The 22,238-nt window shown below is 65.1% G+C and carries 17 protein-coding genes; 8 read left to right on the top strand and 9 right to left on the bottom strand.

The window, feature by feature from the left end; genetic code table 11:
- Nucleotides 1-6 precede the first annotated feature (6 nt).
- The gene (locus tag EV687_RS01835) at nt 7-1,056 is read left to right on the top strand and encodes an NAD(P)-dependent alcohol dehydrogenase (RefSeq protein WP_122226184.1); all 1,050 of its coding nucleotides are present in this window, start codon (nt 7-9) and stop codon (nt 1,054-1,056) included.
- Between the two features lie 15 nt (nt 1,057-1,071).
- A complete protein-coding gene (locus EV687_RS01830) occupies nt 1,072-1,815 on the top strand; it encodes an SDR family oxidoreductase (RefSeq protein WP_122226183.1) in 744 nt (247 codons plus the stop codon).
- Between the two features lie 83 nt (nt 1,816-1,898).
- Here EV687_RS01830 and EV687_RS01825 read toward each other — a convergent pair whose 3' ends face one another.
- Together EV687_RS01825 and EV687_RS01820 are read right to left on the bottom strand one after the other, a co-directional pair.
- Entirely contained in the window at nt 1,899-2,882 is a 984-nt protein-coding gene (locus tag EV687_RS01825; RefSeq protein WP_122226182.1) for a quinone oxidoreductase family protein, read from the bottom strand.
- Nucleotides 2,883-2,918: 36 nt separating this feature from the next.
- Nucleotides 2,919-3,746 (bottom strand): SDR family oxidoreductase, encoded by an 828-nt coding sequence (locus tag EV687_RS01820; RefSeq protein WP_122226181.1) that lies wholly within the window; start codon nt 3,744-3,746, stop codon nt 2,919-2,921.
- 288 nt (nt 3,747-4,034) lie between these two features.
- Here EV687_RS01820 and EV687_RS01815 point away from each other — a divergent pair, with 288 nt between their 5' ends.
- Nucleotides 4,035-4,655: a phosphoadenosine phosphosulfate reductase domain-containing protein gene (locus tag EV687_RS01815; RefSeq protein ID WP_122226180.1), complete on the top strand. Its 621-nt coding sequence runs from the start codon at nt 4,035-4,037 to the stop codon at nt 4,653-4,655.
- A 145-nt stretch (nt 4,656-4,800) separates the two neighbouring features.
- On the opposite strand, the gene clpB is transcribed toward EV687_RS01815, so the two are convergent.
- Complete coding sequence (gene clpB / locus EV687_RS01810) at nt 4,801-7,392, bottom strand: ATP-dependent chaperone ClpB (protein WP_122226179.1); 2,592 nt, start codon at nt 7,390-7,392, stop codon at nt 4,801-4,803.
- A 559-nt stretch (nt 7,393-7,951) separates the two neighbouring features.
- Here clpB and EV687_RS01805 point away from each other — a divergent pair.
- The gene (locus EV687_RS01805; RefSeq protein ID WP_122226178.1) at nt 7,952-8,929 is read left to right on the top strand and encodes an NADPH:quinone oxidoreductase family protein; all 978 of its coding nucleotides are present in this window, start codon (nt 7,952-7,954) and stop codon (nt 8,927-8,929) included.
- A gap of 158 nt (nt 8,930-9,087) precedes the next feature.
- On the opposite strand, the gene ppsA is transcribed toward EV687_RS01805, so the two are convergent.
- Complete coding sequence (gene ppsA / locus EV687_RS01800; RefSeq protein ID WP_122226177.1) at nt 9,088-11,502, bottom strand: phosphoenolpyruvate synthase; 2,415 nt, start codon at nt 11,500-11,502, stop codon at nt 9,088-9,090.
- Nucleotides 11,503-11,941: 439 nt separating this feature from the next.
- Here ppsA and ppsR point away from each other — a divergent pair, with 439 nt between their 5' ends.
- Nucleotides 11,942-12,778, top strand: a complete 837-nt coding sequence (gene ppsR / locus EV687_RS01795) for a posphoenolpyruvate synthetase regulatory kinase/phosphorylase PpsR (RefSeq protein ID WP_122226176.1) — start codon at nt 11,942-11,944, stop codon at nt 12,776-12,778.
- 105 nt (nt 12,779-12,883) lie between these two features.
- Here the strand turns inward: ppsR and EV687_RS01790 are convergent, their stop codons facing one another.
- Complete coding sequence (locus EV687_RS01790; protein ID WP_242612408.1) at nt 12,884-13,855, bottom strand: alpha/beta hydrolase; 972 nt, start codon at nt 13,853-13,855, stop codon at nt 12,884-12,886.
- Nucleotides 13,856-14,108: 253 nt separating this feature from the next.
- Between EV687_RS01790 and EV687_RS01785 the strand changes: the two genes are divergently transcribed.
- Together EV687_RS01785 and EV687_RS01780 are read left to right on the top strand one after the other, a co-directional pair.
- The gene (locus tag EV687_RS01785) at nt 14,109-15,272 is read left to right on the top strand and encodes an iron-containing alcohol dehydrogenase (RefSeq protein WP_122226174.1); all 1,164 of its coding nucleotides are present in this window, start codon (nt 14,109-14,111) and stop codon (nt 15,270-15,272) included.
- Nucleotides 15,273-15,380: 108 nt separating this feature from the next.
- Nucleotides 15,381-16,883: a Ppx/GppA phosphatase family protein gene (locus EV687_RS01780; RefSeq protein ID WP_122226173.1), complete on the top strand. Its 1,503-nt coding sequence runs from the start codon at nt 15,381-15,383 to the stop codon at nt 16,881-16,883.
- A gap of 63 nt (nt 16,884-16,946) precedes the next feature.
- On the opposite strand, the gene EV687_RS01775 is transcribed toward EV687_RS01780, so the two are convergent.
- The 4 genes from EV687_RS01775 to xseB all read right to left on the bottom strand — a co-directional run bounded on the left by EV687_RS01775 (nt 16,947) and on the right by xseB (nt 20,653).
- Nucleotides 16,947-17,219: a putative hemolysin gene (locus tag EV687_RS01775; protein WP_122226172.1), complete on the bottom strand. Its 273-nt coding sequence runs from the start codon at nt 17,217-17,219 to the stop codon at nt 16,947-16,949.
- Nucleotides 17,220-17,327: 108 nt separating this feature from the next.
- Nucleotides 17,328-19,250 carry a 1-deoxy-D-xylulose-5-phosphate synthase gene (dxs, locus tag EV687_RS01770; RefSeq protein WP_122226171.1) on the bottom strand — a complete coding sequence of 641 codons (1,923 nt, stop codon included), beginning with the start codon at nt 19,248-19,250 and terminating at the stop codon, nt 17,328-17,330.
- Between the two features lie 88 nt (nt 19,251-19,338).
- Complete coding sequence (locus EV687_RS01765; protein ID WP_122226170.1) at nt 19,339-20,265, bottom strand: polyprenyl synthetase family protein; 927 nt, start codon at nt 20,263-20,265, stop codon at nt 19,339-19,341.
- A 145-nt stretch (nt 20,266-20,410) separates the two neighbouring features.
- Nucleotides 20,411-20,653 carry an exodeoxyribonuclease VII small subunit gene (xseB, locus tag EV687_RS01760; RefSeq protein ID WP_122226169.1) on the bottom strand — a complete coding sequence of 81 codons (243 nt, stop codon included), beginning with the start codon at nt 20,651-20,653 and terminating at the stop codon, nt 20,411-20,413.
- Between the two features lie 422 nt (nt 20,654-21,075).
- On the opposite strand from xseB, the gene EV687_RS01755 reads away from it, so the two are divergent.
- Nucleotides 21,076-22,212 (top strand): aromatic ring-hydroxylating oxygenase subunit alpha, encoded by a 1,137-nt coding sequence (locus EV687_RS01755; protein WP_122226168.1) that lies wholly within the window; start codon nt 21,076-21,078, stop codon nt 22,210-22,212.
- Nucleotides 22,213-22,238 lie beyond the last annotated feature (26 nt).

Raw genomic sequence — 22,238 nt, 5'->3', positions numbered from 1 at the left:
ACACACATGAACACCAAAGCCTACGGCGCTTACGCAAGCCATCTTCCCCTCGAACCCATCGACATCACCCGACGCACCCCAAGCGCGCATGACGTGCAGATCGACATTGCCTACTGCGGCGTCTGCCACTCCGACATCCACCAGGTGCGCGCCGAATGGGCGGGCACGCGCTATCCGTGCGTGCCGGGCCACGAGATCGTGGGCCGCGTTTCGGCCGTCGGCGCCCACGTCTCGGGCGTCAAGGTCGGCGATCTGGTCGGCGTCGGCTGCATCGTCGATAGCTGCAAGCACTGCGAGGACTGCAACGACGGGCTGGAGAACTACTGCGACGACATGGTGGGCACCTACAACTTCCCCACGCCGGACGCGCCCGGCTACACGCTTGGCGGCTACTCGCAGCAGATCGTGGTCCATGAGCGCTACGTACTGCACATCCGCCATCCCGAGGATCAACTGGCGGCCGTTGCGCCGCTGCTGTGCGCGGGCATCACCACGTACTCGCCGCTGCGCCACTGGAAGGTCGGGCCAGGCCAGAAGGTCGGCGTGGTCGGCATCGGTGGCCTGGGCCACATGGGCATCAAGCTGGCGCACGCGATGGGCGCGCACGTGGTGGCATTCACCACCTCGGAATCGAAGCGCGAAGCCGCCAAGGCGCTGGGCGCTGATGAAGTGGTGGTCTCGCGCAATCCTGGCGAGATGGCCGCACATTCTAGGGGCCTCGACTTCATCCTGAACACCGTGGCCGCGCCGCACGACCTCGACGCCTTCCTGGTCCTGCTCAAGCGCGATGGCACGATGACGTTGGTGGGTGCCCCGGCCTCGCCGCATCCGGCAACGCAGCCACACAACCTCGTGGGCAAGCGCCGCAGCCTGGCCGGCTCCATGATCGGCGGCATCCCCGAGACGCAGGAGATGCTGGACTTCTGCGCCGAGCACAGCATCGTCGCGGACATCGAGCTGATCCGCGCCGAGGACATCAACGGTGCCTACGAGCGCATGCTCAAGGGCGATGTGAAATACCGCTTCGTGATCGACAACGCATCGCTCGCGGCTTGAACCAGGAGAAACGACATGATCAAAGACAAAGTTGTCATCATCACCGGCGCATCGTCGGGCATCGGCGAAGCGACCGCCAAGCTGCTTGCCAACCAGGGCGCCAAGGTCGTGCTTGGCGCACGGCGCGAAAACCACCTCAAGCGCATCGCGAACGAGATCACGCAAAGTGGCGGACAGGTGATTTACCAGGTTCTGGACGTAATCAAGCAGGAAGACAACGACGCCATCGTCAAGCTCGCCAAAGAAACTTTCGGGCGCCTGGACGTCGTTTTTTTGAACGCCGGCCTGATGCCGAACTCGCCTTTGTCGGCGCTCAAGACCGACGATTGGCACCAGATGGTCGATGTCAACGTCAAGGGCGTGCTCAACGGCGTTGCGGCCGTGCTGCCGGTGTTCCTGGCGCAGAAGTCCGGCCACGTCATCGCGACGTCCTCGGTAGCCGGCCTCAAAGCCTATCCCGGTGGCGCCGTCTATGGCGGCACGAAGTGGTTCGTGCGCGACTTCATGGAGGTGTTGCGCATCGAGTCCGCGATGGAAGGCACCCACATCCGCACCGCGACGATCTACCCGGCCGCCATCAACACCGAGTTGCTGAAGACGATCAGCGAGAAGAGAACGCTCGGCCAGATGCAGAGCACCTACGACAGATACGGCATTGCCCCAGAGCGCATCGCGAGCGTCGTCGCATTCGCCATCGACCAGCCCGAGGACACGACGATCAACGAATTCACGGTTGGCCCGGCGAATCAGCCCTGGTAAATCATGGAAATCATGGCAAGGTCATGGCATGCCGGCCGATTGCTGGAGGAAAGCAAGTACTGATCAGTTCCCGCCAGATCCAATCAGGGCAGCAGGATGCTCGATCCGGTGGTCTTGCGAGCCTCCAGGCTGCGGTGTGCCTGCTGCACATCGGCGAGCGCAAAACGCTGGTCGATGTGGATCTTCACCGCACCGCTTTGCACAACGGCAAACAGATCATCGGCCATGCGCTGCACGCGCTCGCGCGTGCGGGTATGGACGAACAGCGTCTGCCGCGTCACATACAGAGAGCCCTTGGCAGCCAGCAGCGCCGGGGCAAATTCCGGCACCGGCCCCGAGGCGTTGCCAAAGCTCACCATCAGGCCCAGCGGCCGCAGGCAGTCGAGCGAGCCTTCCCAGGTATCCTTGCCCACCGAGTCGTACACAACCTTCACGCCCTCTCCCGCCGTGATTTCACGCACCCGCTGGGCAAAATCTTCGCGACGGTAGTTGATGGCGTGGCTGGCCCCGTTGGCCAGGGCCAGCGCGCACTTGTCGTCACTGCCTGCCGTCGCGATCACCCGCAGCCCCAGCGCCTTGGCCCACTGACAGGCAATCAGCCCCACGCCACCGGCGGCCGCATGCAGCAGGACATGGTCCCCCGGCTCCAGCCCCTCGACCGGCTTGCAGCTTTTGAGCAGATACTGCGCCGTCAGGCCCTTGAGCATCATCGCCGCCCCCGTCTCGTAGCCGATGCCATCGGGCAGCCGGCACACGCCTTGGGCCGGCATGCTGCGCTCGTCACAGTAGCTGCCGGGCGGAAAGCCCGCATAGGCCACCCGGTCCCCCACCGCCAGATGCGTGACACCTGCACCAACGGCCAACACCTCGCCAGCCGCCTCCATGCCCAAGCGCAGCGGCAAGGTATTGGGATAGAGGCCCGTGCGCTGGTACACATCGATGAAATTGACGCCAATCGCGTGCTGGCGAATGCGCACTTCACCCGGCCCCGGTGCAAGCACCGCCACATCGACGAGCTGCATCTGCTCAGCGCCACCAAACTGCCTAATTTCCACTGCGCGTGCCATGGTGCTGGTCTCCTTGCCTGGTCGGTATGTCGGAATTCAGAATGTACCCGGATAGGCACCGCCATCGACCAGCCAGTTCTGGCCGGTCACGTAGGCGGCCTGCTGGCTGCAGAGGAACGCGCAGATGGCGCCAAACTCGTCGGGGGTGCCAAAGCGTCCCGCCGGAATGAGGGCGGCCTGCGCCGTCCGCACCTCATCGAGGCTGCGACCGCTCTTTTCGGCCGTAGCCGAAAAGGTGCCGCGCAGCCGGTCGGTATCGAACTTGCCGGGCAGCAGGTTGTTGATGGTCACCCCCTTGCCAGCCAAGGGCGAGCGGGCCAGTCCGGACACGAAGCCCGTCAGGCCGCTGCGCGCACCATTCGAAAGCCCGAGGATGTCGATGGGCGCCTTTACCGCGCTGGATGTGATGTTGACGATGCGGCCAAAGCCGCGCTCGGCCATGCCATCGACCACTGCGCGGATGATCTCGATGGGCGTGAGCATATTGGCCTGCAGCGCCGCCAGCCATTCCTTCTCGCCCCACTGCCGAAAGTCGCCTGGCGGTGGCCCGCCAGCGTTGTTGACCACGATGTCGAAAGCCTTGCCCGGCCCGCCGTCAGCCTGGAACACCGCCTCGCGCCCGGCCGGCGTGGTGATGTCCGCCGCCACCGGCAGCACCACAGGCGCGGCCTGCTCCGGTGCCTGCTGGGCATACTTGCGCGAGAGCTGGCGCAGTTCATCCACCGCCTTTCCAAGCTTGACGGCACCGCGCGCATTGATGACCACGCTGACCCCCTCCTGCACCAGCGCCCGCGCGCAGCCCAGTCCCAGGCCCGCGCTCGAGCCGCAGACCAGCGCCCAGCGCCCTTCGATTCCCAGTTTCATCGTCGTATCCTCAAAATGGTGTTGCTTTTCCGGTGGCCCGCCCCTGCTGACATGCAGACACGGCGGCACGGTCGTGCCAGCGTCCGTGCGTGGCAAACGCAGCATATTGTGCATGTGAAATCCGCTGGTGGCATTTCCCTGCGGACAGCCTGGGGAGCTGACTGTCGCACCGGTGCGCCAGGGCCCTGCCCGGTACAATCGCACGACTCGGCAAGTGCGCGCGCAAACGGGCGAGGCTCATGTGCCCCGGCCCATGCCGCACCATCCACCCCGCCACCGGAGCCCGCCATGTCACTCGACCTCAACACCGTCAATGCCGAACTCGGCCAGGATGCCCAGCGCCTGGTCGAATGGGCACTCAACCTTGGCAAGAAGGCCATCTGCACCACCAACTTCCGTCCCTTCGAAGCGGTGATCCTGCACATGGTCACACAGGCCAAACCCGACACCGACATCGTCTGGATGGACAGCGGCTACAACACCGAGGCGACCTACCGCTTCGCCGACGAAGTCACCCGGAGGCTGGGACTGAACCTGCACATCTACCTGCCGCGCCGCTCGCGCGCGCACCGCGAGGCCGTCGATGGCCCGGTGCCGGCGCTGGACGATCCACGCCACGCCGCCTTCACCGAAGAAGTCAAGCTCGAGCCCTTCAACCGCGCGCTGCGCGAGACGGCGCCCGAAGTCTGGTTCACCGCACTGCGCGCCAGCGACACCGCGCTGCGCGCGCAAATGGAGCCGGTGAGCCTGAACCCGGACGGCATCCTCAAAGTCGCCCCGCTGCTGCATTGGTCATCCAAGCAGATGAACGACTACCTCAAGGCCCACGACCTGCCAAACAACTTCGATTACTTCGATCCGACCAAAGGTGAAGAGCACCGCGAATGCGGACTGCACCTGGCGCATTGAGGGCCACCAGGGATTCGGCACCAAGCGATGTCCATGCGTATGCTGGCTCAGGCATTGACCAGCGTAGACACTTCGCAGAAAAAGAAGCCGGTGGGCTGATACAGCCCACCGGCTTCTTTTCTTAAACGGCCGTCTCGTCTCTCAATCAGGCAAACTGGAATTCGCCAGGCGCCTTGACCGGATCCACACTGACGTGGATCACGCTCTTGGGCGGGAAGCGTCCTTCCAGCAAGGCCTTCGAGAGCGGGTTCTCGATGCGTTGCTGAATGGCCCGCTTGAGCGGCCGCGCGCCAAACACCGGGTCGAAGCCAACCTTGGCCAGCTCGGCCAGTGCCGGTTCGCTGACATCCAGGTGCAGGTCCATCTTCTCGAGGCGTTGCTCCAGCGTGTGCAGCTGGATTCGGGCGATGGCCTCGATGTTCTTGGCATCAAGCGCATGAAACACCACCGTTTCGTCGATGCGGTTGAGCAGTTCGGGGCGGAAGTAGTTCTTCAGCTCCTGCCATACCGCGTCCTTGACCTCGTCGTACGGCTTGCCTGCCATTTCCTGGATGCGCAGCGAGCCGATGTTGCTGGTCATGATGATGACGGTGTTCTTGAAGTCCACCGTGCGGCCCTGGCCATCGGTCAGGCGGCCATCATCAAGCACCTGCAACAGCACATTGAAGACATCCGGATGGGCCTTCTCCACCTCGTCGAGCAGCACCACGCTGTAGGGTTTGCGGCGCACGGCCTCGGTCAGGTAGCCGCCTTCGTCGTAGCCCACATAGCCCGGCGGCGCGCCGATCAGGCGGGCCACCGAGTGCTTTTCCATGAATTCGCTCATGTCGATGCGGATCAGGTGATCCTCGCTGTCGAACAGGAAACCCGCCAGCGCCTTCGATAGTTCGGTCTTGCCCACGCCGGTGGGGCCGAGGAACAGGAAGGAGCCGAGCGGCCGGTTCGGATCCGACAGGCCCGAGCGCGAGCGGCGGATCGCATCGGCCACCGCATCGACAGCCTCGTCCTGGCCGACCACGCGCCGGTGCAACGCCTCTTCCATATGCAGCAGCTTTTCCTTCTCGCCCTGCATCATCTTGGCGACCGGGATGCCGGTGGCGCGGCTGACGACCTCGGCGATCTCCTCGGCACCGACCTGCGTGCGCAGCAGCTTGTGCGCCGAGGCGGTGCCATCGGCGGCATCTTCCTTGGCCTGCGCTTCCTGCAACTGCTTTTCCAGGGCAGGCAGCTTGCCGTACTGCAGCTCGGCGACCTTGTTGAAGTCGCCCTTGCGGGTGGCCTCCTGGATCTCGAAGCGCAGTTGCTCCAACTGCTTGCGGATCTCGTCCGTGCCCTGGGCGCTGGCCTTCTCGCTCTTCCAGATTTCCTCGAGGTCCGCGTACTCGCGCTCGGCTTTGGAGAGCTCCTCGTCAATCAGCGCAAGGCGCTTCTGCGAGGCCTCGTCGGTCTCCTTCTTCATCGCCTCGCGCTCGATCTTGAGCTGGATGATGCGGCGGTCGAGCTTGTCCATCACCTCGGGCTTGGAGTCGATCTCGATCTTGATCTTGGCGGCGGCCTCGTCGATCAGGTCGATGGCCTTGTCGGGCAGGAACCGGTCGGTGATGTAACGCGCCGACAGCTCGGCCGCGGCGACGATGGCCGGATCGGTGATGTCCACGCCGTGGTGCACCTCGTACTTCTCCTGCAGGCCGCGGAGGATGGCGATGGTGTCCTCCACCGACGGCTCCTCGACCAGCACCTTCTGGAAGCGGCGCTCCAGCGCGGCGTCCTTCTCGATGTACTTGCGGTATTCGTCCAGCGTGGTCGCGCCGATGCAGTGCAGCTCGCCACGCGCAAGCGCGGGCTTGAGCATGTTGCCGGCATCCATGGCGCCCTCGGCCTTGCCGGCACCCACCATGGTGTGGATCTCGTCGATGAAGAGGATCACGCGGCCGTTCTGCTGCCCCACCTCCTTGAGAACGCCCTTGAGGCGTTCCTCGAATTCGCCACGGTACTTGGCGCCGGCCAGCAGGCCCGCCATGTCCAGCGCCAGCACTTCCTTGTCCTTGAGGGTGTCTGGCACCTCGCCATTGACGATGCGCTGCGCCAGCCCTTCGACGATGGCGGTCTTGCCCACGCCCGGCTCGCCGATCAGCACCGGGTTGTTCTTGCTGCGCCGCTGCAGCACCTGGATGGCGCGGCGGATTTCGTCGTCACGGCCGATCACTGGATCGAGCTTGCCGCTGCGGGCACGTTCGGTCAGGTCCAGCGTGTACTTCTTGAGCGCCTCGCGCTGGCTTTCGGCGTCGGCACTGTCGACCTTCTCGCCGCCGCGCACGGCGTCGATGGCCGTCTCGAGGCTCTTGCGGGAGAGGCCGTTTTCGCGGGCAATGCGGCCAGCCTCGTCCTTGCTGTCGGCCAGCGCCAGCAGGAACAGCTCGCTGGCAATGAACTGGTCGCCGCGTTTTATGGCTTCCTTCTCGGTGGCCTGCAAGGCCTTCGCGAGATCGGGGCCGACCTGCACTTCGCCCTGGCCCTGCACCTGCGGCAGACGCGCGATGGCCGCATCGGCGGCCTGCGCGAGCGCATTGACATTGACGCCCGCGCGCTGCAGCAACGAACGCGGCCCATCCTGCTGGGCCAGCATGGCGGCGAGCAGGTGCACAGGCTGGATGTAGGCGTGGTCGTTGCCCAGTGCCAGCGACTGGGCGTCGCCCAGCGCTTCCTGGAATTTGGTAGTGAGTTTATCGAGTCGCATGAATGAAAAATCCTCCTGACTGGTGATGATCTGAGGTGTGATTCGTCAAATTCAAGCAGATGTGCCAACGAATTTTGCGTTGCATCCACCCCTGCGAATGGTGCTATGGGCGGCCATCGGCCGGGCCCAAAGCGGCCTTGGAACCTGCTCACGCCCTAGGGCGTGTCATCAGTCGCCAAGTGGTCGCGCGAGCGGAGAAAATCGCTCCAATCTAGGCGCACAGCGCAGCGCGTATGTCGATACGCGCAAGGTGTGCAACGACGAGTGGGGCGATTTTCTCCGCTCGCCCTGCGGGTTGGAGCCCCAAAGCGCCGCCCGCAGCGTTGGCAATCCTCGCAAGGCATCGAGCCTTGCTGCGGTTGCCGCCTCGCGCTCAGCCCTTTGGGGCTCCAACGCGATCCCCTTGGTGACTGATGACGCGCCCTAGTGTATGCCGACGCGCTGTTGCCTTGGTTACTGCCTGCGGCGCCGATCTGCGCTTCAATGCACGGACTGCGGGTGTGCCCTGTGCCATCGGGCCTGCCCATCCCTTTCTTGCGCCACACATCGAGGAGACCCCATGCACGCCTGGCTATGTACCGACCCCACCGGAGTGGACAATCTGCGCTGGACCGAGCTGCCCACCCCCACGCCCGGCAAGGGCGAGGTGCTGGTGCGCATCCATGCCGCCAGCCTCAATTTCCCTGACCTGCTGATCGTGCAGAACAAGTACCAGATGAAGCCCGAGCTGCCGTTCGTGCCGGGATCGGAATATGCCGGCGTCATCGAGGCGGTCGGTGAAGGCGTGCAGCACCTGCAGATCGGCCAGCGCGTCGCGGCACTCAGCGGCACCGGCGGCTTTGGTACGCACACCCTGGTGCCGGCCAAGCTCTGCATGCCGCTGCCGGATGCCTTCAGCTTCGAGGATGCGGCAGCCTTCATCATGACCTATGCGACTTCCTACCATGCGCTGATCGACCGCGGCGCACTGCGGGCGGACGAGACGGTGCTGGTGCTGGGCGCCGCCGGTGGTGTCGGCACTGCCGCCATCCAGATCGCCAAGGCGCAGGGCGCGCGGGTGATTGCCGCCGCCTCGACCGACGACAAATGCGCGCTGTGCCGCGAAATCGGTGCCGATGCCACCATCAACTACCAGCGCGAGGATCTGCGCGAAACCATCAAGACCCTCACCGATGGCCGCGGGCCGGATGTGGTCTACGACCCGGTGGGCGGCGACTTCGCCGAACCCGCGTTCCGCTCCATCGCCTGGCGCGGCCGCTACTTGGTGATCGGTTTTGCCGCCGGGCCGATTCCGGCACTGCCGCTGAACCTGCCCTTGCTCAAGGGCGCCTCCATCGTCGGTGTGTTCTGGGGTGCCTTCTCGCAAAAGGAGCCGGCCGCCAATGCCGCCATGCTGCAGGAGCTGGCGCACTGGTATGTGCAGGGCCGCATCAAGCCGGTGATGGATGGCACGCTGCCGATGCGCGCGTTGCACAAGGCCTACGAGCGCATGGGCCAGCGCGCCGTGCGCGGCAAGCTGGTGCTGGTCAACGAATAGACGCGGCTGCAGGGCAAGACCTGGCGAGGCCTGATCGGTCATCGCCAACGAAAAAGCGGGTTGACCTGCCAGAGGTCACCCCGCTTTGCGCATCCGGCATCAGGCACCTTCCACGGGCCCCCTGCCGCAGCAGGTACCCATAACGGTGCGTAGGCCGATCAGGCCTTGGCCGCCTTGCTGGCTTGCTCCGCCAATTGCTGCCAGGTGTTCACCACGCTGTCGGGGTTGAGCGAGATCGAGGCAATGCCTTCCTCCGCCAGCCAGAGTGCGAAGTCCGGGTGGTCGCTGGGACCCTGGCCGCAGATCCCCACATACTTGCCCCGGGCCTTGCAGGCGGCGATGGCGCGCGAGAGCATGAACTTGAGCGCCGGATCGCGTTCGTCGAAGTCGGCAGCCAGCAGCTCCAGGCCCGAATCACGGTCCAGGCCCAGCGTCAGCTGGGTCAGGTCGTTCGAGCCGATCGAGAAGCCGTCGAAATACTCGAGGAACTGGTCGGCCAGGATGGCGTTGCTCGGCACCTCGCACATCATGATCAGGCGCAAGCCGTTCTCGCCACGCTTGAGGCCGTTGGCAGCCAGCAATTCCTCGACTGCGGCGGCCTGCTTCAGCGTGCGCACGAAGGGCACCATGATCTCGACATTGGTCAGGCCCATTTCCTCACGCACGCGCTTCAAGGCCGCGCACTCCATCTCGAAGGCCTCGCGGAAGTCCTCGCTGATGTAGCGGGTCGCGCCGCGGAAGCCCAGCATTGGGTTCTCTTCCTCCGGCTCATAGCGGCTGCCGCCGATGAGCTTGCGGTATTCGTTGCTCTTGAAGTCCGACAGGCGCACGATCACCGGCTTCGGATAGAACGCAGCGGCGATGGTGGCCACACCTTCGGCGACCTTGTCCACGTAGAAAGCGCGCGGCGAGGCATGCCCGCGCGCAACCGACTCGACGGCGCTCTTGAGGTCCGGCGCCACGTTCGGGTAGTCCAGGATGGCCTTGGGATGCACGCCGATGTTGTTGTTGATGATGAATTCCAGCCGCGCCAGGCCCACGCCGTCATTGGGCATCTGGGCGAAGTCGAAGGCCAGCTGGGGGTTGCCCACGTTCATCATGATCTTGGTCGGGATCTCGGGCATCTCGCCACGCAGTTCCTCGACCACCTCGGTCTCGAGCAGGCCATCATAGATGCGGCCGGTATCGCCCTCGGCGCAGCTCACCGTCACCAGCGCGCCTTCCTTGAGGCGGTCGGTGGCGTCGCCCGTGCCCACCACGGCCGGAATGCCCAGCTCGCGCGCGATGATGGCGGCGTGGCAGGTGCGCCCGCCGCGGTTGGTGACGATGGCGCTGGCGCGCTTCATCACCGGCTCCCAGTTCGGGTCAGTCATGTCGGTGACCAGCACGTCGCCGGGTTGGACCTTGTCCATCTCGGCAATGTCATGGACCAGGCGCACCGGGCCCGTGCCAATCTTCTGGCCGATGGCACGGCCCTCGCTGAGCACCGTGCCGGTGCCCAGCAGCTTGAAGCGCTGCTCGGCCTTGCCCTTGGACTGGCTCTTGACGGTCTCCGGGCGGGCCTGGAGGATGTAGATGTGACCGTCGGTGCCGTCTTTGCCCCACTCGATGTCCATCGGGCGGCCATAGTGCTGCTCAATCACCAGCGCGTACTGGGCCAGTTGCTCGACGTCGGCGTCGCCAAGCGAATAGCGGTTGCGATGCTCGTGCGGCACGTCCACGGTCTGCACCAGCTTGCCGGTGGCGGCCTTTTCCTCGGGCGAGGAGAACACCATCTGGATCAGCTTGGAGCCCAGGTTGCGCCGGATCACCGATTTCTTGCCAGCCTTGAGGCTGGGCTTGTGCACATAGAACTCGTCGGGGTTGACGGCGCCCTGCACCACCGTCTCGCCCAGGCCATAGCTGGCGGTGATGAAGACCACGTCCTCGAAACCGGATTCGGTATCGATGGTGAACATCACGCCGGCCGCGCCGGTGTCCGAGCGCACCATGCGCTGCACGCCCACCGACAAGGCCACCACGTCATGCGCGAAGCCCTTGTGCACGCGGTAGCTGATGGCGCGGTCGTTGTAGAGGGAGGCGAAGACTTCCTTGGCCTTGGCCAGCACGTCGTCGATGCCGACCACGTTCAGAAAGGTCTCCTGCTGGCCGGCGAACGAGGCATCGGGCAGGTCTTCCGCGGTGGCCGAGGAGCGCACGGCGAAGGAAGCCTTGTCATTGCCCTCGCTCAGCTTCGCAAAGGCCTCGCGAATGGCCTTCTCCAGTTCCGGCGGGAACGGTTGCGACTCGACCAGGTGGCGGATCTCGGCGCCAGCCTCGGCCAGAGCCCGCACGTCATCGACATTCAGCTTCGCCAGGCGCTGGCTGATTTTGTCGGCCAGGCCATCGTACTTGAGAAACTCGCGGAAGGCGTGGGCAGTGGTGGCAAAGCCGGTGGGCACGCGCACGCCCTGCGGCAGCTGGGAGATCATCTCGCCAAGGCTGGCGTTCTTGCCGCCAACGACCTCGACGTCGCTCATTCTCAGGTTTTCAAACGGTACGACCAGGGCGGCCGCATCAAAACGCTCGGACATGGGAAGACTCCAGAAGTAAAAAACCGGTGGCGGCGGGCCCGACCAGCCATGGGGCCTGGGCGCGCGCACGACGAATCCTGCCGCAGGCCTGGCTGCGGGCGCTTTGCTTGTTCTGGTTGTGGGACGACCAGCAGCATGGCAGATGGGGCAGGATGAGGTATCAGGAAGTGAAGAATATCTGGCAGGCCGTGTGCTCCGCATCTCGCACGAGCAAACCGATCAAGGGGCTGGAACCCCGAAATCACCCAATGCATATGAGGTACAAGGCGCAGGCGTCAATGCCGACGGGATATTGTAGGGGTTTTGGCCGCGTCATGGCGGCAAGGCCGAGCAGCTTGACGAACGCCAGGGTCGCCACGCGGCTTGCCACTATGATGCGGGCTGCGACGGGCCCGCCGGCCCGATCGCCTGTGCCCTCCGATCCAGCCCAACCCCATTCATGCACAACCGAACCGTTTACTTCGTCTCCGACGGCACCGGCATCACCGCCGAGGCCTTCGGCAACGCCATCATGGCCCAGTTCGACCTGAGCGTGCGCAAGCTGCGCCTGCCCTTCATCGATACGGTCGACAAGGCCCACCAGGCGGTGCGCCAGATCAACCACACGTTCGAGCTGGAAAAGCGCAAGCCCATCGTCTTCACCACCCTGGTCAACCCGGACATCCAGGCCACCTTCGTCGAGCACTGCAAGGGCATGGTCATGGACATGTTCGGCACCTTCGTTCACCCGCTGGAGGAAGAACTGGGCGCCAAGTCGCACCACCGTGTCGGGCGCTTCACCGATATCAGCAAGAGCAAGGAATACTCCGACCGCATGGAGGCCATCAATTACACGCTGGCGCATGACGACGGGCAGTCCAACACCGACCTCTCCAGCGCCGACGTGATCCTGATCGGCGTCAGCCGCAGCGGCAAGACGCCCACCAGCCTGTACCTGGCCATGCAATACGGCCTGAAGGTAGCCAACTACCCGCTGATTCCGGAGGATTTCGACCGCAACCAGATGCCGCCCGCGCTGGTGCCGCTCAAGAAGAAACTGTTCGGGCTGACCATCCAGCCCGAGCGTCTGTCCGAAATCCGCAACGAAAGACGCCCCGGCTCACGCTATGCCAGCCTGGCCAATTGCCGCATGGAGGTGGCCGAGGCCGAAGCCATGATGCGCCGCCATGGCATCAATTGGCTGTCGACGACGACCAAGTCGATCGAGGAGATCTCGACCACCATCCTCCAGGTGCTCAAGCCGCAAAATGGCATCGGCACGGGCCGCTACGCTTGAGAGCGTGTTCAAAGCCTCGGCGCGTTTGCCGTTGTGCCTGAAAACCGAGGAGCATGGCGCTGCCATGCAACTGCGTGGCGAGACTATATGGACACGCTCTGAGACTCACTCCTGCGCAAACGCTTCATGCAGGAACGCGCCGATGGCCGCATGGGCCTGCTGGGCCTCGCGCAGCGCGCGGCCCATCTTGATGAATTCATGCGCTACGCCACGAAACAGTTCCAGTTGCACCGGCACGCCCGCCATGCGCAGGCGGTCGGCATAGGCAATGCCCTCATCCACCAGCGGATCGCACTCGGCCAGCACGAAAAGCGCTGGCGCCACACCATCGAGTTCGGGCGCCAGCAGCGGTGCGAAGCGCCAGTCCTCGCGCTGTGCCTGCGGAATGTACTGGTCGAAGAACCAGTCGATCATCGGTTTGCTCAGCACCGGCCCGTTGGCGTAGCACCGATGTGAGGGTGTGTCCTGATGCGCGCAGGTGCCGGGATAGATCAGCACTTGGGCATGCAGCGGCAGGCCAGCATCGCGGGCCAGCAGGGCCAGCACCGCAGCCAGCGTGCCGCCGGCGCTGTCACCCGCCACGGCCAGGCGCCCGGCATCCAGTTCCCATGCGCGGCCATGCCGAGCTAGCCACGCCAGCGCATCCCAGGTATCGTCGACGGCGGTGGGGAAACGGTGTTCAGGCGCCATCCGGTATTCGAGCGACACCACGGCGGCCCCCGTGTTGTGGGCCAGGCGCCGGCACAGCACGTCATGGGTACCGATTCCGCCGATCGTGAAGCCGCCGCCATGCAGATACAGTACCGCCGGCAAGGCCTGGCCTGTGGCCGCCTGCGGAACATACAGGCGCACCGGCATGGCATGACCGTCGCGGGCAGGAATCCGGGTGTCGAGCGTGCGCGCCAGTTCTGGTGCTGTCTCCTCCAGCACCTGGGAGCCCAGGCTGTAGGCCTGCCGCGCCTTCTGCGCACTCAGGGTGTAGAGCGGCGGATGGCCGGCGCGCGCCATGCGTTCGAGCACGCTGCGCATCGCCGGCGTCAACTCCGCCCACCAGGGTTCATGTGTCGGTGTGCTCATGGTGTTGGTGCCTGTGTCCTTGGTATTGCGGCACTGTCACTGTGCCGCAGTGTCGGGTAGTGCTCGCGGCCGGTATTGTGCCGGCAACTCGCTGCGCGTGCAGCCACCACGGCAATGCCTGTCGCCAACGCGGCGGTCGGGCAGGTCAATGCCCGAAATTGGCGGCTTTCTCAGGGCTTGCCATAAGACCGGCCGGCCGTTGTGCCGATAAAGTTTGCAAAAGGCATTCAGGACAACGCGCAGGAGACTTCACATGGCCCTCATTCAATACGTCACCCAGGTCCAGTTCGACTTCGGCGCCCTCGCGCTGCTGCCGCAGGAGTGCGAGCGCATCGGCATCGCCCGCCCGCTGATCGTCAGCGATGCCGGCGTGGCCGCCGCCGGCATCGTGCGGCAAGCCCGCCAGCAACTCGGCGAGCGGTTCTGCGCGGTGTTCGAACAAACACCCTCGAACCCCACCGAAGCGGCCGTGCGCGCCGCCGCCGCACTCTACCGCGAGCACCGTTGCGACGGCCTGATCGCGCTGGGCGGCGGCTCTTCGATCGACTGCGCCAAGGGCGTGGCCATTGCGGCCACGCACCAGGGGCCACTCAGGGACTACGCCACCATCGAAGGCGGCTCGGCGCGCATCACGGCTGCCGTCGCACCGCTCGTCGCCATCCCGACCACCAGCGGCACCGGCAGCGAAGTCGCGCGCGGCGCCATCATCATCGTCGACGACGGCCGCAAACTGGGCTTTCACTCCTGGCATTTGGTACCGCGCGTGGCCATTTGCGACCCGGCGTTGACGTTGGACCTGCCTGCCAGCCTGACGGCGGCCACCGGCATGGATGCCATCGCGCACTGCATGGAAACCTTCATGTCCGCAGCCTTCAATCCGCCGGCCGACGGCATTGCCCTCGACGGGCTCGGGCGCGGCTGGCAACACATCGCGGCAGCCACCCGAGACGGCCAGGACCGCGACGCACGCCTGAACATGATGGCCGCCAGCATGCAGGGCGCCATGGCCTTCCAGAAGGGACTGGGCTGCGTGCACTCGCTCAGCCACAGCCTGGGCGGCATTGACCCGCGCCTGCACCACGGCACGCTCAACGCCCTCTTCCTGCCGGCGGTGCTGCGCTTCAACGCGCAAGCCCCATCGGTGCAGCAGCAACGGCGCCTGCACCGCATGGCCCACGCCATGGGCCTGGAGGTTGCCCAAGGTGCCGACGCCAGCGCCGTGGCCGGACAACTGGCCCAGGCCGTGCGCGACCGCAATGCCGAACTGGGCATGCCCATCGGGCTGGCTGCCATGGGAGTGTGCCAGGCACAGTTCGAGACCATCATCGAGCGTGCCATGGCCGACCATTGCCATGCCACCAACCCGCGCCTGGCCAGTGCGGCCGACTACCGCCAGATGCTGGAGGAATCCATGTAGGCTGCGCAGCACATCTGTCATGATTCCTTCATGATGCAGGGATATCGTTGACAGTTGGCCCCGCCAATGCCCCTCTACAATGCGGGGAAACACTGGAAACCCTGACTCATGAAAGACGGCGAACGCCTGGCGGCGGTGGACCTTGGCTCCAACAGCTTCCGACTCGAAATCAGCATTTACAACAATGGTCACCTGCAACGGGTCGACTACATCAAGGAGACGGTGCGCCAGGGCGGTGGCCTCGATGCCGACGGCATGCTCACCGAGGAAGCCATGGAGCGCGGCTGGCAATGCCTGGCACGCTTTGGCGAACGCCTGCAGGGCTTCAAGCCCCAGCAGGTGCGGGCCCTGGCCACACAGACCCTGCGCGAAGCCCGTAACCGCGCCACTTTCCTGCAAAAGGCCCAGCAGCTGCTCGGCCACCCGATCGAGGTGATCTCCGGACAGGAGGAAGCACGCCTGATCTACCAGGGCGTCTCCTACCTGCTGCCACTCAACGAAGCCGAGGAACGCCTGGTCATCGACATTGGCGGGCGTTCCACGGAGATCATCGCCGGCGTCGGGCAGACGCCGCGCGAGGCGATCTCGCTGGCACAGGGCAGCGTGTCATGGTCGCAGCGCTTCTTCGCGGACGGCAAGCTGACCGCCAAGGCCTTTGCCAAGGCGGAGGTTGCCGCCAATGCCCAGATCGAGGAATGGCTGGACCGCTTCGCCGGCCATTCGCGCGAACACGTCTATGGTGCCTCGGGCACCATGGCCGCCGTCGCCCAAGTGCTGCACCAGCTGGGCGGGCCTGAGAAAACCGTTACCCGCAAGGGTCTGGCGCAGCTCAGGGCCATGCTGATCGACATGCAGTACATCGATCGCATCGAACTGCCCGGCCTGCGCGAGGACCGGCGGGCCGTCATCAGCGGCGGTGTGTGCATCCTGGTCTCGTTGATGGACATGCTCGGCTTTGCCGAGCTGAAGGTCTCGGATGGCGCGCTGCGCCAGGGCGCGCTGCTGGACCTGATCCAGCGCGAGGCCGATGGCAGCGATGCCCAGCGCGACATCCGCCAGAAATCGGTGGACAGCCTGCTCAATCGCTTTGGCTACGACCGGCTGCAGGGTGACCGGCTGGCCCGCACGGCCCGCAGCATCTGGCAAGCCTGGAAGCTGCCCAAGGCCACCGGGCAGGATTTGCAGATTCTGCAGTGGGCTGCGCAATTGCACGAAATCGGCATCAGCATCGCCTATGAGCGCTACCACCACCATGGCGCCTACATCATCGAGCATGGTGATTGCCCGGGCTTTCTGCCCTCCGAGCGCAGCCGGCTGGCGCAGTTGATCGTCGGCCATCGCGGCAAGCTCAAGAAGGTGGCTGCGCAGATCGATGCCGATCCGATATTCGCCTGGCAGCTGCTGTGCCTGCGACTGGCGCTGCTGCTGTGCAATGCCCGCCGGGAGCCGGAGCTCTCCGCTCTGCACTGGTCGGCCGTGAAAAACCAGAACCTGCGCCTAGGCATCGATGGTGACTGGCCCGAGCGCCATCCGCAGTCCTACTACCTGCTGCAAGAAGAAATCGCAGCCTGGGAAAAGCTGGGTTTCCATCTGAAGCTCACGCCTCAGTGAAGCTGCAGGTCAAGTCGCCGTCCTGCGCGTGAGCTCGCGGCACGTCATGCGCGGGGACGCCATTCAGCGCGGCGTTTGCGGATGGTCGCGGCGGTACAGCTCCCATTCCTCGATCTGCGTGCCATCGGGCAAATGGCAGATGCTGTAGACGCCATTGGCGCCCTGTACCGGCTCCGAGCGGCCGCCAAGGCTCTGGCAATACACCGATGCCGGGTTGGCCATGCCAACTGCCGTCCTGTCCGCACCCCCGGCGGCCGCGCCACCACCCTGGCTGCTGGCACAGCCAGCCAGGCTCAGCACCGCACTGCCCATCCATATGAAGGTCTGTTTTTTCATCGCTATCTCCTGTTGAAACATGGTGGCCGGACATCTGTGCCCCGCATGCGCCATCACCCTCGGGGGCCGGCCTTGCATTGAGGAACGCTCCATCCGGGCCGGTATGGTCTATGCCTGCACCGCAGCGGTCCCTGGCCAGAAGCCAAAGCGCGCGCGGATCTGCCGCTCGATGCCCTCGGCATCGAGGCCTTGCAGAGCCAGCAGCCTGGCCGGATCGCCGTGCGGGATGAAGGCATCGGGCAAACCCAGCTGCAGCACGGGCCGCTGCAGTTGCAGACGCTGCAGGGACTCGAGCACCGCGCTGCCGGCGCCGCCCATCACACAGCCCTCTTCCAGAGTCACCAGCGCGTCGTGTGCCAAGGCCACCTCACGCAGCAAGTCCTCGTCGAGCGGCTTGGCCCAGCGCATGTTGACCACCGAGAGGTCCAGCGCCTCGGCGGCCTGCAGCGCCGGATACAGCAGCGTGCCGAAAGCCAGCACCGCAACCCGCTGTCCCGCGGGTGCGGCCTGGGCCTGGCGGCGCAACTCGCCCTTGCCGAACGGCAGCGGCACCAGATCGGCCAGCGGCTCCTCGCCCACGCCGGCGCCGCGCGGATAACGCACGCAGACCGGGTGCTGCTGCGCGTAGGCGCTCGACAGCAACTGGCGGCACTCGCGTTCATCGGCGGGACAGGCCATGCTCATGTTCGGAATGCAACGCACATAGGCGATGTCATAGGCACCGGCGTGGGTCGCGCCGTCTGCGCCGACCAGGCCGGCGCGGTCGAGTGCAAACACCACCGGCAGGTTCTGCAGCGCCACATCATGAATCAACTGGTCATAACCGCGCTGCAAGAAGGTGGAGTAGATCGCCACCACCGGCTTGAGGCCTTCGGTGGCCAGGCCCGCGGCAAAGGTCACGGCATGCTGCTCGGCAATGCCGACGTCGAAATAGCGATCGGGAAAGCGCCGGTGGAACTCGACCATGCCCGAGCCCTCGCGCATCGCTGGAGTGATGCCCACCAGCCGCTCATCTTCGGCCGCCATGTCGCACAGCCATTGCCCGAACACCTGCGTGAAGGTGCGGCGCGGCGGCGCGGCCGGCTTGGTGATGCCGACGGCCGGATCGAACTTCGAAGGACCGTGGTAGGCGACCGGGTCGGCCTCGGCCAGCCGGTAGCCCTGCCCCTTCTTCGTGACCACGTGCAGGAACTGCGGACCCTTGAGGTTGCGGATGTTCTCCAGCGTGGGGATCAGCGATTCGAGGTCGTGACCATCGATCGGGCCGATGTAATTGAAACCGAACTTCTCGAACAGCGTGGCCGGCACCACCATGCCCTTGGCATGCTGCTCGAAGCGCTTGGCCAGCTCGAAGAGCGGCGGCACCGGCTTGAGCACCGATTTGCCGACATTCTTGGCCGCCGCGTAGAACTGGCCACTCATCAACTGCGCCAGGTAGCGGTTGAGCGCCCCAACCGGAGGGCTGATGCTCATGTCGTTGTCATTGAGGATGACCAGCAGCCTGCCGTCCTCGGCCACACCGGCGTTGTTGAGTGCCTCGAAGGCCATGCCGGCGGTCATGGCGCCATCGCCGATGATGGCGACCGACCAACGGTCCTCGTCCTTGAGGCGCGCGGCCTGTGCCATGCCGAAAGCCGCGGAGATGCTGGTGCTGGAATGCGCGGTGCCGAAGGTGTCGTACGCGCTCTCGCTGCGCAGCGGAAAACCCGAGATACCGCCGAACTGGCGCAACGTGGCCATGCGTTCGCGCCGGCCGGTGAGGATCTTGTGCGGGTAGGTCTGGTGCCCGACGTCCCAGACCAGCCGGTCATCGGGGGTGTTGAAAACGTAGTGCAGCGCCACCGTCAGCTCCACCGTACCGAGATTGGAACTGAGGTGGCCGCCGGTCTGCGCCACACTGTGCAGCAAAAAGCTGCGCAACTGGTCGGCCAGCGGCCGCAACTGCTCGCGCGGCAGCTTGCGCAGGTCCGCCGGGCTTTCCACCAGGCGGAGGATCGGATAGGAATCGGAGGCGTTGCCGTTTGTCGTCATGGTGCTTCTACTGTACTTCAGTCGTGGCCGCCGGCCTGTCGGAGGCGGACCATTTGCGCAGGTCGATCTGGCGCAAGCCAACGCGATGTCAATGCCGGCGCCGCACCACCAGATCGGCCAGACCGCCGAGCAGGCGGGTGTCCGCCAGTCCGCTGGCCGCCAGCGCGGCCAGCGCCTCGGCGTGCAATTGCCCTGCATAGGCCTGCGCAGCCTCGACACCCATCAGCGAGACGTAGGTGGGTTTCTCGTCGGCGGCGTCCTTGCCGGCGGTCTTGCCCAGCGTGGCCGAGTCGGCGGTGGCGTCGAGCACGTCGTCCACCACCTGGAAGGCCAGGCCAATGGCGCTGCCATACTGACTCAGCGCGGTCAGAGCCTGCGCACTGGCCTGTGGCACGCATTGCGCGCCCAGCACCACGCTCGCCTGCAGCAGCGCGCCGGTCTTGAGGCGGTGCATACGGCGCAGCGCATCGGCGGCCATGGGTTTGCCCACATGAGCCAGATCGATGGCTTGCCCGCCCGCCATGCCGCAAGGGCCCGCAGCGCGAGCGAGCGTCGCGCAGAGGCGCGCCTGAATGACCAGCGCCGCATCCATGGTCGAATGCGGGCCAGCCGGTTCACCATCGTGCTCCACGGCACCTGGCGTCAGCAGCTCGAAGGCCAGCGCCTGCATGGCATCGCCTGCGAGCAAGGCGGCTGCCTCGCCAAACTGCACATGCACGGTGGGCTTGCCACGCCGCAGCACGTCGTTGTCCATGCAGGGCATGTCATCGTGGATCAGCGAATAGGCATGGATGAGTTCGACGGCGCAGCCCGCGCGCAAGGCCAGCTCCTGTCCAGCCAGTCCATCCGGCGTGGCGGCGGCAACACACTGCTGGCCTGCCAGCACCAACAGGGCCCGCAGGCGCTTGCCGCCACCCAGCACTCCATACCGCATGGCCGCCGCCAGATCAGGCGGTGCGCCCGGCGCGACAAAGGCATCGAGCGCCTGTTCGAGCAGCGCCAGATGGCGACGCATCCACGTCTCGAAGGTTTCGGCGTGGTCAGCGATGGAGGGAGGTACTTGCGACACGTGGGGGTTTCTTTCCGGAGATCACTTTCGGTGGTTCGTGGCAACCCGCCCTTGCCAGGTCAGGCGAAGCGCCAAAGGCACGGGCCAGGGCTCAGGGCGCCTCCTTGAGCGGCACCACGGCCTCGCCTTCGAGCACCTGAATCTGCTCCTGCACTGCCTGAAGGCGTGTGCGGCAAAATGCCAGCAATTCCGCGCCGCGCTGGTAGCCATTGAGCAGTTGCTCCAGTGGCAGGCCACCCGACTCGATCTGGATCAGCAATTGCTCCAGCTCCTGCATCGCATCCTCATAGCTGGCGGGCTGACCGGGCGAGCTTTTCTTTGGTTTGGCGGACATGTGTTGAAAAAGTGGGTGGCGCCGCATGGCACCGGCAAGATGCCAATCGATGGCGTGAATGAATCAATCGCGGAAAACGCGGGAATGCGCGGCCATGCCTCGCTCGGCATGCAAACAGACCAACACGGGCAGCAGGTCTGCCCTCGCGTTTCCCCCGAAAAGGCGCAGGCTCCGGTCACGCCGGGCCTGCCGATTCTAAGGCAAGGTGAAACCGGCCCTTGCGGGTACGGTCGATGGTGGACGAAAGCGGCCCAATACTCGCTGCGACCGCTCGGAATTAACCCCGCCCGGCACAGCACTGGTAGAATTGCCAACCGTAGTCAGCCGGCGGTGCCCATGCATCAGGCCGGCTTTGTCTTTTTCCATCTTTCCCATCTGCGCCAGCGCGCGCCCCTGTGGGGGGTCTTTAGGTCAGGATAACCATGTCTGATTTAAGTCTTCAACTGCAGCCGGCCACAAGCCAACTTCCAGTTCCCAGTTACTTCGATGAAGCGTTGTTCCAACGCGAGCTGGAAATCCTCTTCCAGGCCGGGCCCCGCTATGTGGGGCACCAACTGGCCGTCCCCGAAGTCGGCGATTACTATGCCCTGCCGCAGGAGCGGCAGGGCCGCGCACTGGTGCGCCAGCGCGATGGCAGCATCAAGCTCATCTCCAATGTCTGCCGCCACCGCCAGGCCATCATGCTGGGTGGCCGCGGCAATCTGCTGGAGGTGCAAAAGGGCAGCGCGGGTGGCAACATCGTCTGCCCTCTGCACCGCTGGACCTACAGCGAGGCCGGCGAGCTGCTGGGCGCGCCGCACTTCCCGCAAGACCCCTGCCTGAACCTCAACCAGTATGGCCTGCGCGAATGGAATGGCCTGCTGTTCGAAGACAACGGCCGCGACATCGTCGCCGATCTGGCCGGCATGGGCCCCCGCGCGGCGCTGAGTTTCGAGGGATTTGCGCTCGATCACGTCGAGATGCACGAGTGCAACTACAACTGGAAGACCTTCATCGAGGTCTATCTGGAGGACTATCACGTCGGTCCATTCCACCCGGGTTTGGGCAACTTCGTTACCTGCGATGACCTGCGCTGGGAGTTCGGCAGGGATTACTCGGTACAGACCGTCGGCATCGCCAATGCGCTCAAGCAATCGGGCAGCGATATCTACAAGCGCTGGCACGATGTGCTGCTTGGCTACAACGAGGGCCGCCTGCCCGAGCACGGTGCGATCTGGCTGACGTATTACCCGCACATCATGGTCGAGTGGTATCCGCACGTACTAACGGTCTCGACGCTGCACCCGATCAGCGTGGACAAGACCATGAACGTGGTGGAGTTCTACTACCCGGAGGAAATCGTCGCTTTCGAGCGCGAGTTCGTCGAGGCGCAACGTGCCGCCTACATGGAAACGGCCATCGAGGATGACGAGATCGGCGAGCGCATGGATGCCGGTCGTCGCGCCCTGTTCGAGCGTGGCGACAGCGAGGTCGGCCCCTACCAGAGCCCGATGGAAGACGGCATGCAGCACTTCCATGAGTGGTATCGCCGCGCAATGGGCGGCCAAGCCGCGACCTGAATCAACGAAAGCGCCGCACCTGGCGC

It is taken from the genome of Corticibacter populi, from assembly GCF_004217315.1.
Lineage (GTDB): Bacteria > Pseudomonadota > Gammaproteobacteria > Burkholderiales > Burkholderiaceae_C > Lampropedia > Lampropedia populi.
The sequence above is the reverse complement of the archived record's forward strand: the minus strand, read 5'-3'. Positions and strand labels throughout refer to the sequence as shown.

Bases quoted from the DNA above. Each gene is read 5' to 3' on its own strand.
- EV687_RS01835 (WP_122226184.1), top strand. From the start codon at position 7: ATGAACACCAAAGCCTACGGCGCTTACGCAAGCCATCTTCCCCTCGAA.
- EV687_RS01830 (WP_122226183.1), top strand. From the start codon at position 1,072: ATGATCAAAGACAAAGTTGTCATCATCACCGGCGCATCGTCGGGCATC.
- EV687_RS01825 (WP_122226182.1), bottom strand. From the start codon at position 2,882: ATGGCACGCGCAGTGGAAATTAGGCAGTTTGGTGGCGCTGAGCAGATG.
- EV687_RS01820 (WP_122226181.1), bottom strand. From the start codon at position 3,746: ATGAAACTGGGAATCGAAGGGCGCTGGGCGCTGGTCTGCGGCTCGAGC.
- EV687_RS01815 (WP_122226180.1), top strand. From the start codon at position 4,035: ATGTCACTCGACCTCAACACCGTCAATGCCGAACTCGGCCAGGATGCC.
- clpB (WP_122226179.1), bottom strand. From the start codon at position 7,392: ATGCGACTCGATAAACTCACTACCAAATTCCAGGAAGCGCTGGGCGAC.
- EV687_RS01805 (WP_122226178.1), top strand. From the start codon at position 7,952: ATGCACGCCTGGCTATGTACCGACCCCACCGGAGTGGACAATCTGCGC.
- ppsA (WP_122226177.1), bottom strand. From the start codon at position 11,502: ATGTCCGAGCGTTTTGATGCGGCCGCCCTGGTCGTACCGTTTGAAAAC.
- ppsR (WP_122226176.1), top strand. From the start codon at position 11,942: ATGCACAACCGAACCGTTTACTTCGTCTCCGACGGCACCGGCATCACC.
- EV687_RS01790 (WP_242612408.1), bottom strand. From the start codon at position 13,855: ATGAGCACACCGACACATGAACCCTGGTGGGCGGAGTTGACGCCGGCG.
- EV687_RS01785 (WP_122226174.1), top strand. From the start codon at position 14,109: ATGGCCCTCATTCAATACGTCACCCAGGTCCAGTTCGACTTCGGCGCC.
- EV687_RS01780 (WP_122226173.1), top strand. From the start codon at position 15,381: ATGAAAGACGGCGAACGCCTGGCGGCGGTGGACCTTGGCTCCAACAGC.
- EV687_RS01775 (WP_122226172.1), bottom strand. From the start codon at position 17,219: ATGAAAAAACAGACCTTCATATGGATGGGCAGTGCGGTGCTGAGCCTG.
- dxs (WP_122226171.1), bottom strand. From the start codon at position 19,250: ATGACGACAAACGGCAACGCCTCCGATTCCTATCCGATCCTCCGCCTG.
- EV687_RS01765 (WP_122226170.1), bottom strand. From the start codon at position 20,265: ATGCGTCGCCATCTGGCGCTGCTCGAACAGGCGCTCGATGCCTTTGTC.
- xseB (WP_122226169.1), bottom strand. From the start codon at position 20,653: ATGTCCGCCAAACCAAAGAAAAGCTCGCCCGGTCAGCCCGCCAGCTAT.
- EV687_RS01755 (WP_122226168.1), top strand. From the start codon at position 21,076: ATGTCTGATTTAAGTCTTCAACTGCAGCCGGCCACAAGCCAACTTCCA.